Origin of the sequence: Sediminibacterium sp. TEGAF015 (assembly GCF_025997995.1) — a bacterium.
Taxonomy (GTDB): Bacteria; Bacteroidota; Bacteroidia; order Chitinophagales; family Chitinophagaceae; genus Sediminibacterium.
The window spans coordinates 1,725,333-1,738,215 of sequence record NZ_AP026683.1; the positions used below are offsets into that span (position 1 = coordinate 1,725,333).

At 38.6% G+C, this 12,883-nt stretch carries 9 protein-coding genes; 5 read left to right on the forward strand and 4 right to left on the reverse strand.

The features are described from left to right. Positions 1-3: 3 nt before the first annotated feature. A complete protein-coding gene (locus tag TEGAF0_RS07840) occupies positions 4-1,686 on the forward strand; it encodes an NAD+ synthase (RefSeq protein ID WP_264897511.1) in 1,683 nt (560 codons plus the stop codon). A 12-nt stretch (positions 1,687-1,698) separates the two neighbouring features. Here the strand turns inward: TEGAF0_RS07840 and TEGAF0_RS07845 are convergent, their stop codons facing one another. Both TEGAF0_RS07845 and TEGAF0_RS07850 read right to left on the reverse strand, forming a co-directional pair. Beyond that, complete coding sequence (locus TEGAF0_RS07845; protein ID WP_264897512.1) at positions 1,699-2,553, reverse strand: universal stress protein; 855 nt, start codon at positions 2,551-2,553, stop codon at positions 1,699-1,701. Positions 2,554-2,617: 64 nt separating this feature from the next. Then, entirely contained in the window at positions 2,618-3,793 is a 1,176-nt protein-coding gene (locus TEGAF0_RS07850; protein WP_264897514.1) for an acetyl-CoA C-acyltransferase, read from the reverse strand. 104 nt (positions 3,794-3,897) lie between these two features. Between TEGAF0_RS07850 and TEGAF0_RS07855 the strand changes: the two genes are divergently transcribed. Together TEGAF0_RS07855 and TEGAF0_RS07860 are read left to right on the forward strand one after the other, a co-directional pair. Beyond that, a complete protein-coding gene (locus TEGAF0_RS07855; RefSeq protein WP_264897516.1) occupies positions 3,898-4,947 on the forward strand; it encodes a quinone-dependent dihydroorotate dehydrogenase in 1,050 nt (349 codons plus the stop codon). A gap of 8 nt (positions 4,948-4,955) precedes the next feature. Continuing rightward, positions 4,956-5,750 carry a TerC family protein gene (locus TEGAF0_RS07860; RefSeq protein WP_264897517.1) on the forward strand — a complete coding sequence of 265 codons (795 nt, stop codon included), beginning with the start codon at positions 4,956-4,958 and terminating at the stop codon, positions 5,748-5,750. 79 nt (positions 5,751-5,829) lie between these two features. On the opposite strand, the gene TEGAF0_RS07865 is transcribed toward TEGAF0_RS07860, so the two are convergent. Further along, positions 5,830-9,198, reverse strand: a complete 3,369-nt coding sequence (locus TEGAF0_RS07865) for a BamA/TamA family outer membrane protein (RefSeq protein WP_264897519.1) — start codon at positions 9,196-9,198, stop codon at positions 5,830-5,832. Between the two features lie 59 nt (positions 9,199-9,257). Here TEGAF0_RS07865 and TEGAF0_RS07870 point away from each other — a divergent pair, with 59 nt between their 5' ends. Then, the gene (locus TEGAF0_RS07870) at positions 9,258-9,896 is read left to right on the forward strand and encodes an MBL fold metallo-hydrolase (protein WP_264897520.1); all 639 of its coding nucleotides are present in this window, start codon (positions 9,258-9,260) and stop codon (positions 9,894-9,896) included. A gap of 13 nt (positions 9,897-9,909) precedes the next feature. Here the strand turns inward: TEGAF0_RS07870 and TEGAF0_RS07875 are convergent, their stop codons facing one another. Further along, positions 9,910-12,078, reverse strand: a complete 2,169-nt coding sequence (locus TEGAF0_RS07875; RefSeq protein ID WP_264897522.1) for a hypothetical protein — start codon at positions 12,076-12,078, stop codon at positions 9,910-9,912. Between the two features lie 105 nt (positions 12,079-12,183). On the opposite strand from TEGAF0_RS07875, the gene TEGAF0_RS07880 reads away from it, so the two are divergent. Further along, a complete protein-coding gene (locus tag TEGAF0_RS07880) occupies positions 12,184-12,864 on the forward strand; it encodes a response regulator transcription factor (protein ID WP_264897524.1) in 681 nt (226 codons plus the stop codon). The last annotated feature ends 19 nt before the right edge of the window (positions 12,865-12,883 follow it).

Genomic DNA, 12,883 nt, shown 5'->3' on the forward strand with positions numbered 1-12,883 from the left:
AGCATGAAAATATTCATAGCCCAACAAAATTATCATATTGGCAATTTTGCACACAACACAGAAAAAATAATCGAAGCAATTAAAGTAGCCAAAGCTGCAGGCGGCGATTTGATTCTATTCAGTGAGATGACCGTTTGCGGATACCCTGCAAGAGATTTTGTTGAGTTTGAAGATTTCATTGAAAAATGCACGGAAGCGGTAAATATCATCAAGGAACACGCAGACACAATAGGCGTTCTGATTGGAAGTCCGGTTAAAAACAATCATCAGCGAGGCAAAGACCTATTTAATGCTGCTTACTTTTTATACGAAAAAGAAGTAAAAGCAATTGTACACAAAACGCTACTACCTACTTACGATGTTTTTGATGAGTATCGTTACTTTGAGCCTGCCTACGAATGGAATATCATTCCTTTTAAAGGCAAAAAACTCGCAGTAACCATTTGCGAAGACATCTGGAATTTGGGAGATAATCCTTTATACAGAGTTTGTCCAATGGACGAATTAATGAAATTCAATCCGGATATCATGTTGAATTTAAGCGCCTCTCCTTTTGACTACACCCACGATGAAGATAGGAAGGCGGTTATTAAAGCCAATGTGCAGAAATACAAGATTCCACTTTTTTACTGTAACGCAGTTGGCAGTCAAACGGAAATTGTATTTGACGGTGCTTCATTAGTATTTGATAAAGAAGCCAATTTAATGAAAGCGTTTCCGATGTTTGAGGAAGCATTGGATTTTGTTGAGTTAAACGACAACGGAAGCATCACCGGTCCTATCCTGGAACCTGCCAGCCGCATACCTGAAAAAGAATTAAATCCTACCAAACTGGAAGCTGAATTAAATATAGAGCAAGTATACAGTGCACTGGTTTCCGGCATCAGGGATTATTTCAATAAGATGGGATTTACCAAAGCCATACTAGGCTCTTCCGGAGGGATTGATTCAGCGGTAACACTAGCCATTGCCTGCGATGCACTGGGTGCTGAAAATGTAAGAGCCATTTTAATGCCCTCGCCCTACTCTACGGAACATTCTGTAAACGATGCAGTAATGCTCAGCAAAAATCTGAATAACCCGTACGATATTATAAAGATTGATACTGTTTACCAATCCTTTTTGCAAACACTGGATCCACTTTTTAATGGCCTGCCTTTTTCATTGGCCGAAGAAAACATTCAAAGCAGAAGCAGGGGTAATTTATTAATGGCAATTGCCAATAAATTCGGCTATGTATTGTTGAATACATCCAATAAAAGTGAATTGGCTACAGGCTATGGTACACTTTATGGAGACATGGCAGGAGGTCTTGGCGTATTGGGTGATTGCTACAAACTGCAAGTGTATGCACTGGCTAAATACATCAATCGTAATAAGGAAATCATACCGGTTAACATTATTGATAAAGCCCCAAGTGCAGAACTGAGACCCAACCAAAAAGACAGCGACAGCTTACCAGACTATGAAGTCCTGGATAAATTATTATACCAGTACATTGAAAAACGTCAGAGCCCCGCAAATATTAAAGCACAAGGATTTGATACTGCTTTGGTTGACCGAACTATTAAAATGGTTAACAACAATGAATATAAACGCAACCAGTTTTGCCCCATTATTCGTATTTCACCCAAAGCATTTGGTGTAGGACGAAGAATGCCAATCGTAGGTAAATATCTGAGTTAAAATTTTCTGGCTTTAGTCCTGTTTACTTAAAACCAATACTGGCACATGGCTGTGAAAAGCTAGTTTTTTGGTATGACTCGAAGAAAATATTCTCGCGAAAAAGTTGTGTTCCTTAGGTACGGTAATCACCAGGTCAACCCCCTGTTCATCAACGAACTGATTCACGCCATCCAGAAAATTTTTTGCATGGGAATAATAGTAGGTAGGATTCAGTTTATCCATTACTGTGTGAACGGCAAAACTTTCACCCATTACTGTCCCCGGGAATGTTTCCTCGAATTCAGTAGGTTCACCCTCAATATTGAAAACTGCCAAGCCCGCACCAGTTAATTGCTGAAATGCTGCTATCTGATTAACAGGAATGTATTTTTCTGCATCATTAAAATCACAAGCAAACATGAGTTTTTTAACCGGCTTGAAAACGGTATTGGCAGGAACAATAATCAATGGAACATTGGTGTTTTCTGCTACATGAACAGTATTGCTGCCTATCAAGGTTTCTTCCAATGCACCGCCACCGGTAACACCCATCACTACTAATTCAATTGGATTATTTTCCTGAAGGTCTTCCAAAGCGGAAAGAATAGAACCATAAACAGCCAATGTGTCAAAAATTAAATGGCTGTCTGCATATTTTACCAATAAATCAGACCTGAACTGCATCAGCCTGTTTTCTGCCGTTTCCCTGAACCCATCTACTTCCGGAATTTGAATGCCAGGCATCATGGGATCAATAGCAACAGGTATTTCATAAGCATGCAACAGAATGATTCGTTCTGCATGTACTTGCTTGGCAAAATGTACTGCATAGTCCGCTGCATTGCTTGCAGTTGCTGAAAAATCGGTAGGTAAAACAATGGTTTTCATGATTTGCTGATTTAGCATGAAGTTCCTACTAAATTTCAAGACAAAAAATGAAAAAAATCATGAATTATAAATTTTCTATGATTCCCGCAATCCCTTGTCCACCACCTACGCAAGCAGTCACCATCCCGTATTTTTTATTCAATCGCTTCATGTCATTCAAAAGTTGTACGGTTAATTTGCAACCTGTACAGCCCAATGGATGGCCTAAAGCAATAGCACCCCCGTTTATATTAACGCTGGAAGGATCCAGGCCTAATTCTCTAATAACAGCCAATGACTGAGAAGCAAATGCTTCATTCAATTCAATTAAATCAATATCAGCAAGGCTCATTCCAGCTTGCTTCAATACTTTAGGAATAGCTGCAACAGGTCCGATACCCATAATTCTGGGATGTACCCCAGCAGAAGCACAATTCACTAATCGTCCAATGGGTTGCAGCCCCAAAGAATTCATCATTCTTTCACTCATTACAATGGCAAATGCAGCACCATCGCTGGTTTGGGAAGAGTTACCCGCAGTAACTGAACCGTTAACCGCAAAAGCCGGCTTCAATTTTGAAAGCCCTTCTACAGTAGTTTCAGCTCTTAATCCCTCATCTGTATCAACCACATAAGAACGAATGGCTTTTTTACCTTTTTCATTTAAATAAGTTTCCTCAACCGTTATAGGTAAAATACCAGATTTAAAATAACCATTCTCAATTGCCTGTTTTGCCTTCATATGAGACTGATAAGCAAACTCATCCTGGTCTTCTCTCGATACATTAAACTCTTTGGCAACTGCTTCAGCTGTTAAACCCATACTTAGATAATAATCGGGTTCATCTTTCGCAATAGCATAAGAAGGAACGGTTTTCCATCCGGCAGTAGGTACCATACTCATGCTTTCTGTTCCACCAGCAATTATACATTCAGCCATGCCCGATCTAATTTTGGCGGTAGCAGTTGCAATACTTTCCAAGCCACTTGCACAATAGCGGTTGATGGTAATGCCAGCAGCATCAATACCCAGTGCTTTTGCTGCAATAATTCTTCCAAACTGTAAACCCTGTTCTGCTTCAGGCACTGCGTTTCCCACAATCACATCGTCCACCAGTTTGGTATCTAACTGAGGAATGGAAGCAACCAATCCCTTGATTACTTCTACAGCCAAATCATCAGGTCTGAAAAATCTGAATCCACCTTTCTTACTTTTCGTTACTGCGGTTCGGTAACCTGCTACAATGTAAGCTTCTTGCATAAACTGAATTTATTAGTATCAAATGTAAGAAAAAGGTTTAAAAGTTGTTTATGCAACTAAATTTTAAATGACCCTTTGGGGGTATTTTCGCAAAAACTTAAAGATTGTATACATTAATCAGAAATCTGTTATTCAAGGCGCCTCCTGAAAAAGTCCATTATTTTTCAATGAATAGCCTTAAAATAGCCACTTCTCTTGGCCTGGGGGATACTTTAATCAGAAACGCTTTTCAATACAAAGGAAAAGACCTAGAGAAAACCGTCATGGGTATACAATTCAAAAACCCTGTTGGGCTGGGCGCAGGATTCGATAAAAATGCAGCATATCTGCATGAACTAGAAGCATTGGGATTTGGATTTGTAGAAATTGGAACAGTGACGCCGAAAGCACAGGCTGGAAACGACCTACCCCGCTTGTTCAGACTACCTGCAGATCAAGCACTAATTAACAGGATGGGATTTAATAATGAAGGAGTAGCAGCCATTAAAAAAAGACTGGTTAATTGGAATAGCAGGGGAAAGAACAGCGAATTAATTGTTGGAGGCAATATTGGTAAAAACAAAGTAACCCCAAATGAGGAAGCCTGGAAAGATTACACCATCTGCTTTAAAGAGCTCCACAATGAGGTAGACTATTTTGTTGTGAATGTAAGCTCGCCGAATACGCCTGGGTTAAGGGAACTTCAGGAAAAAGATGCGCTTCGCAAAATATTCGGAGAGCTACAATCCCTAAATGCGGGTGAAAAAGTACCAAAGCCCATCTTATTAAAAATTGCACCCGATTTAACACAGCCACAATTGGATGACATTGTGGACTTATCCATGGAAATGCAACTGAGTGGCCTTGTTGCAACTAATACAACATTGGACAGAACCAATCTTAGTGCTATATCTGCTGCGTTGAGCAATGAAATTGGCATGGGCGGTCTCAGTGGCAAACCTGTCAAAGAAAAATCAACACAAATTGTCCGTTACCTTTCAGAACAAACCAGTGGAACCATTCCAATTATAGCCAGCGGTGGAATATTTACTGGGGAAGATGCAATGGAAAAATTAAAAGCAGGTGCATCTTTGATTCAGGTATGGACCGGATTTGTTTATGAAGGACCATCCATTGTAAAAAATATCTGCACTTACTTATCAAAAAATAAATAACCATATACATGGAGCAATTATTCACTACGGAAAGCTTAATTAGTTTTTTAATTCTTACCATTCTCGAAGTTGTACTTGGCATTGACAATGTAATTTTCGTGAGTATCATCATGAACAGAATGCCTAAAGCTTTTCACAAAAAAGCCCGGTTGATCTGGATGGTTACCGGTATAATTTCAAGAACCATACTGTTATTTGGATTAAGCTGGTTGCTTTCACAAAAAGGGAAGCCTGTATTCAGCGCAGCGGGAAAGGATTTTGACCTGGCTAGTCTGGTAATGTTGTTTGGAGGACTATTCCTGATATACAAAACAGTAAAGGAAATACACCACAAACTAGAGGGCGAAGAAGATGCACTGGCTGGAAGAAAATCAAAAGAACTAGGCATTGCTAGTGGTATTGCTCAAATCATTATGATAGACATGGTTTTCAGCTTTGATAGTATTATTACTGCTGGTGGTACAGCCAAACACCTCGAGGTTATGATTGCTGCTGTAGTCATAGCCATGATTATTATGTTCTTATTCAGTCCCAATATTTCGGCATTCATCCACAAACATCCAACACTTAAAATGCTGGCTTTATCCTTTCTGGTAATGATTGGAATGGTCTTATTGGTAGAAGGCTGGAATGCTGAACAGGCGCATGAATTGCATTTAAAGCACTATGTATATTTTGCAATGGCATTCTCCTTTATTGTAGAATTGTTAAACATGAAAGCCAGAAGAAAAACAGCGCCTGTTAAATTAAGAGAACATCATATTGAAGCTCCTCAGGAAGGGTATGCTGATCAGGCAAAATAGTCAGGTGGTTTACTACTTAACACAATAAAAAAGCAGGTGATTTTCCATCACCTGCTTTTCTTTTTTAAATCATTTATGCTTAGAAGTCAAAACCCAGTGCAAAATAATAAACAGGGGCTCCTTTAAATACTCCTTTCATAGGCCAGCCAGCATCAAACTTCATGAAGTAGCCTAACAAAGTACTTCTTACTCCAAATCCGTATCCACCTGCAAAAGGTCCAAGACCGCCTGCATCAATTCTTACCACAACCGGCGTTTGGTTATTGGTGATAACTTCTCCGGGACGCTTAATGCCATTGTATTTACCATTCCAAGCAGACCCAAGATCAACAAACTGTACCAACTGGAAATTACGCAGGAATGCATTGTTAACCGGTCTGTCAAAAAGCGTTGAAAACAAAGGCAGACGGAATTCACTGTTGATAACAAAAGCATTGTTACCATTTGCAATATTTTGACTGTATCCACGCATGTTTACAGCGAGAGACTGAAATGCATAGCTCTGATCAGCAGCAGGTTGATTTCCGTTATTAAATTTAGGTCCTATCCATCCGTCAACGCCACCCAGGTAATAAATTAATTTCTGACTGCCCCAAGAGAAGTCTGCAGCTACCCTACCTGCCCAGATAAAATTTCGGTAAATTTTATGATAGTATCTTCCATCAAAACCAAAATTCATGGTTGCTTTCCCATTATTCAAAGCTGTTTTCTGGGTAGGCATATTTATATCCATGTATACTTTATAACGAAGTCCGTTCCAAATATTTTGTGTTGGATTGATGGTATTGTCATGCACAAACTCAAGTCTGGATAAAACATATTTTGAAACCGTATCTCTGTATGCCAGCGCATTGGGATTGGGCTGACCTGCTACATTATCAAAAGACTTTAATACACCTCTGTCTGAGCGCACTCCTATTGTTGCTCTAATGCTTTTTACCTCATTAATCGGGTAGGTTATATTACCCTGATACAAATTGGTGTACAACATATTATTAAACTGGGTATTGTAGAAGTTGGTAATATTACTTCTGTAATAAGTAAGCCCCCAGTCCAGTTTTTTGCGATTGTTTTGAAAAGAGAGTAAAAGGTCTTTATCTGCAAGGCTGGTTCCAAAACGCATACCAGCAACAAATTTTACATCTTCCATCAAATCGCTTACACCAACACGGAAAGTAAAATTGAAGTCGTTGCCGTTGTTTAAACGAATAGGTCCAGCACCACCAGCATAAGGTTGATAGCGATTAATTAGAACATTATTAGAAAAACCGCCAAGCAAATAATCTGAACTAAACTTCAACCGGTAATCAAACAATTTAGACCTGGTAAGGCTAGATTGCCTTTGCTGCGGAGTTAAAACAGCATTCATCTTCACAGTTGTATCAGGCAACTCATCGGCAAATTCATTCTGAAACACAACCACTTTTTTAGTCGTATCATTGGCTGGTTTATTATTGTTGTATTGAATAGCTTTTCCTTCTGAAAGTTTTTTCTCGTCCAGTATTTTCTTTATGTATTCAGTATTCCTGGCAGTTACATTTCTTCTTGCTAAGGTCTGTTCATCTACTTTCAGTTTGTAAACAAATTTAAAATCACCCTCTCGTCTTACTTCACTTACCTGTCCATTATTTCCTGCAATTCTTGTTTCGAGTAAAGAACTTTGATAATTGGTAATCGGGAAAGTATAGGTAGAATCTTTATACACTTGGAAATAACTTACACTGTCTGGTTCCTGCTTTTGCCAGGCCATTAATGTAGAATCAAATTCCTTTGGTGCAGGATTGCGCAAAATTTCTTCGCCTATATAATACAAGGTATCTAATCCGTTTCGCTGAGTAGAGAAGAAACCAGCCCATCGGTTGGCAATACCATTCTCATCTGAAACAAATGTAAAATGATTCGTATTGTATTGCATTGGATATCGGGCATTTCCCAGTTTCACATTAGTCAACTGAGAAATTTGCTTTTCATTGCTGGTATTCAAAATATCAACCATGTAAATATTGAAAGGATAACGGCTGGGAAGCACGGTATCTTTATTGGGAGCATTGTTTCCCGGTCTGTTAGAGGAGAATATGATTCCTACCCTGTTAGGGAAGGAAACAATTGTAGGATCTAAATCATCATAAATATCATTGGTAATTTGAGTGGCTTTCTGCTCTTCTATTTTATAGGTATAAATATCCGCATGTCCGTTTTTTACAGCACTTAATACCAGTGTATTGGCATCCAGCATAAAACTTGCATCCAGAATCTGATCAAATCCATCAATGGTTTGCTTGAATCTTTTATAACGAGCAATTAAGTCATAAACAAACATATTAATCTTCCCTTTTTCCCAGTAAATCACCAAAAGACGGGTACCTTTTCCATCCCAGGCCATAATAGGGTAATTAGGATTCACATCCTGACCATTTGTTAAAACACCATTTTTCAGCAACACTTTTGCATCATAAAAATTCTCCATCAACTTTACTGTGTAGATGCCTTTTTTAAATTCAAGTACAGAATAGGTGTTGCTTCTGGGATTAGGATTTGCCTGGAATCGGAAATAATCTCTTTTCCCAATTTCTTCCGTAACAGTTAGTTGTCCCTTTAATTGGTTTCTGCGTTGACGAATATCCTTGATATAACGGTCCTGTTGAAATTGCATGAACTCATTTAATACTTCCTGGAATTTTTTCTTGCAAATTCTAAGACAGGCATTATTAATATTCTTATACATTCTTGCCAGGTAAAGCAGATAAGTAATGTTTTCTTTACGGTACTTTTCACCTATATAATTCCAGAAAGCATGACCTGCAAGTACTGGTTTTTCAAATGCAAACTGATAAAAGGAATTGTACCTGCCACTTAACATGGCACTTTTAAGCTCATCGTCTTTTTCTGTACTCCACGACTGGCCGGCATAAGACACATATCCATCAACCATCCATTTAGGAAGATCCAGCAATGCCTGATTACTGGCAAATTCCCCGATATCATCACCAAATAAAAGATTGTCTGTAAGAACTTTGGCAATGCCCTCTCTTATTTGTGTTTTTAGTTTATTGTGATTCCCGTTATAATAAACAATGATTTTATTATTTACCAATTTGGTTACCCCTCCGGCATTTTGCCAATCGGACCCCAATCCGATATTGCTGCTTTTGAAATCGTTATAGTTGTTGTAAACCACAATATTGGCCCTTCGCTGCAATGAATATTCCACAAAGTTTTCTATGGACTTTAATTCTTCCTCGGCTACCTGGCTAACAAATTTGCCCAGTTCAACACCTCCCTGCGTAACATAGGTATTAAAATTGGGCGACTGGTAAAATTTCCAGTTGAACTTCTGGTGTTGGATTCTATTCTTGCCAAATTCAACACTGTTTACCTGTGCCTTAAGCTCTGTTGAACCAAGGATTCCAAGAAAAAAAATGAGTTTACTGATTCTATTCAATTGCATATCCGAACTTTGGTCTTTAAAATTAGTCATTTACCATTAAAAGCAGGTAAAATAGGTGTATGATAAAGGTTAAGGTTTTTACATTCAGTCCCATTCAGGAAAATACCTATGTTCTTTACAACGAGGATCAAAAAGCCATCATCATCGATCCTGGCTGCTATTTCCCTGCAGAACAGGAACAATTGTTTCAGTTTATTCAGACAAACAAACTGGAAGTAGTTAAATTGTTGAACACGCATTGTCATTTGGACCATGTTTTTGGAAACAAATGGGTCTATGAAACTTTCAAGACGCCGCTTCATATACATCCCGAAGAAGAAGCCATGCTCAAAATGGCGCCTCTTTCAGGAGAGAAATGGGGACTTCCATTTGAAAACTACAAAGGACCCTTACAATTCCTGCACCCAGGAGATACTGTTTTACTGGGAAATGATGCCTTGAAAGTGATTTTTGCTCCCGGACACTCGCCCGCAAGTATTTGTTTTTACTGCGAGTCAGAAGCATTTTTGATTGGGGGCGATGTACTTTTCAGGGAAAGCATTGGCAGAACAGATTTGCCGGGTGGAAATCATGAGCGCCTGCTACAAAGTATCAGAGAAAATCTGTTTACACTTCCCGATGAAGTTAAAGTATATCCGGGCCATGGTTTAACTACTACCATTGGATACGAAAAAAGGAACAATCCCTTTTTACAGTAACAGGTAGACAGCATTATAAGTCTTGTTGCATGGCTGTATTAAATGCCGTAATGAAAATGGCACCCAGATTTTTATGAGGTGGCACATAGTCATCAAATTTCTCTTTGGCACTTCCATTAAATCTTACAGCCAGATTGTTCCATAAATTAGGCCACTTTAAGTTTTTACCAAGGCGTATATCTTCACTGATCACATTGATTAATCCCTGATTAATGACCCCTGTTCCAATCTGTTTGGAAGAAATTATATGAGCCCCCGGAGCAATTTCCAGCACTTCATTCAAACGCTGGTATCCCCCACAACTGCCCAATAATACAAGTTTTGCAGAGGAGGGCATTTTATGTACTGTCTGATTTAAATAATAACTATGTCCACGATGAATAACTACACTTGGATGTAGCTTCTGTTCATTCAAATAAGCAATTAAACTGTCCTGAGATTGCGTATCCAAATCTTCAGTTTCGTCCAACGGCAGATTAGCATAAATAGTAACGGGCACACCAGTTCTTGAACTCACTTCCACCCATTGTGATTTTCTAGTAATTTTCCAATTAGCATTCCTAAACCGGCTTAAGAAAGCATTGAAAATAACCATCCCATCTTTGTCCCCATAAAAAAATTGCTGCATCACAACCCTTCCATTTGTCTCGTCTCTTAAAAGTTGATTGGGTAATTCATAAACAGGCATGATGCCTAGCTTTGCAGATAAATCTATTTTATTATTTGGCTCCAGAGAGGAGAAAATGGTCTCCAATAATTCATAAATAACTTTGCCTCGCTTGTTATTGATTGCAATACATCGTTTTAGTTCTGAGCGAACCTGACTAAGCATTAGCTGTTTCAATGAAGGATTGTAAATACTTGCATAAGAATCAGCCACGTCAACAGCATCTTCCAGGGAATTTGTTTTTTCTAATCCATTCACAAATCCTTTCATTAATTTTTCTGCATCCTGCTTGTCCATCTTTCCAAGAAAATCATCCAGCTTATTATATGCAGCAGCTATTTTGATAAATTTTTTATAGTAATCATAATTTACCCATTTTAAAATGGAATCGGCTCTGGGAACTTTCATTCCTGAAAATATCCGCGGATAAACACCATTTACAAAACTGGAGGTATATAAATCTTCTTCCCCTGTTACAGCTAAATAATATAATTCCTGTGGGCTTAAACGACTGATAATTTTAAACCGGACGGCATCGCTATTTTCATTGTGCAGGGCGTTTATTTCGTTGATATAAAGCTCAACCCCTTTCGACTTTAATTTATCAATCAAAACTTTGGAGGCCATTGGCGTATCGCCCGCCTGTATTCTTTTAGCATAGTCTATTCGGGTTCTTACCAACAAACTATAATACCCGGATGAAGTATCATTACCTACAAAACGGGTAATAGAATCCATTTTCAATTTCCCGGTATACAATTGATCTAAAAAAGGGAAGTACATTCTACCAGTGCTAGTTAATGCCAGCTGCGCAACAATTTTTACAAATTGATGTTTTACCGATTGTATTTTTTTACCCAAAGCATTGGGGGCAGCTGCATAACTGTATAGTTCTTCCGGATTTCTGTAAGCGGCCTGAATAATCAAAGTATCAGCAGAAGCAGTTGCTGGATTTTTCACGAGTATGGGTAATATCCTTTCCGGATTCCTAACACATTGCTTAACGATAATACTATCTTTTACGGCAACTTGTCCGGGATTGGAAGCAAGAGCAATATTTTCAGCAAACAAACTGGCAGATTCAAGGTCAAGAAACTTCATGAGCGGGGCAATGGATTCTCCTTTTAACTGAGCAAGCATGGCAGTCTGATAGGTTTGCAAAACCTGTAAAACCGAAGTAGGCTGCGACCTGTTTAGCGCAAAATTATTAGAGAGCCCGGTTAAAATTTCATTTACCCCTCTTAGCCAGGTATATTTTCCATTGTTATCAATCAATTCAGAACGCTCAATAAAATTTCTAAGTTGAAATACGATTTGTTCAGCCTGTTGCTGTTCTGCTTCTGTAAGCATCTGATGCTTTTCAGTACTACTGCGTATTGCATCCCAGGATCTGATTATATATTCATGATGCAGTTGTCTCATAGCCGGGATAACAGGCAATGAGTCGGACTGTTGTCCGAAGCCATACTGAAGGGAAAGCAAAAAGGAGCAAAAGAGATAGAAATATTTATGCATATCTAGTACAAAAATAGTCAATCAGTCAGTTAACAATTAGATAATAATACAAATTGCTGTTTATGCGGAGGAATGAAATTAACTTTGTGTAAACATAACGTTAACATGGAAGTTAAGCCGAAACAGATTTTAATTGCGGACGACGAACCAGATATCCTAGAAATAATCCGCTATAATCTGGAAAAGGAAGGCTACGAAGTGCATACAGCTAAAGATGGCAATGAAGCCATAGAAAAAGCCAAGCAGCTTTATCCGGATCTTATCATTTTAGACATCATGATGCCCAGAAAGAATGGCGTTGAAGTCTGCTCCATATTAAGGTCCCAACCCAGTTTTCAAGACACCCTAATTATCTTTTTAACTGCCATGAGCGACGAAAGCTCTCAGATAAAAGGGCTAGAAACGGGTGCAGATGATTATATCAGCAAACCAATCAGTCCAAAAGTACTCGTTAGCAGAGTGAATGCTTTATTCAGACGAGTATCCAGTAAAGAAGCGGGGAAAACCTTACAGATTGGCAATATCAGCATCGATCCGGTTAAATTTCTAGTAACCATTGACGGCAACGAAGTTGTTTTAGCCAAAAAAGAGTTTGAATTGATTTATCTGCTGGCCTCTAAACCAGGAAGAGTCTTTTTAAGAAATGAAATTCTTACCCAGGTCTGGGGAAATGAAGTCATTGTAGGTGACAGAACCATTGATGTACACGTAAGAAAAGTAAGACAAAAACTGGGCATTGACTGCATTACAACAGTCAAGGGAGTTGGTTATAAGTTTGAAATTTGACAAAAGCTTAAGTTACAAT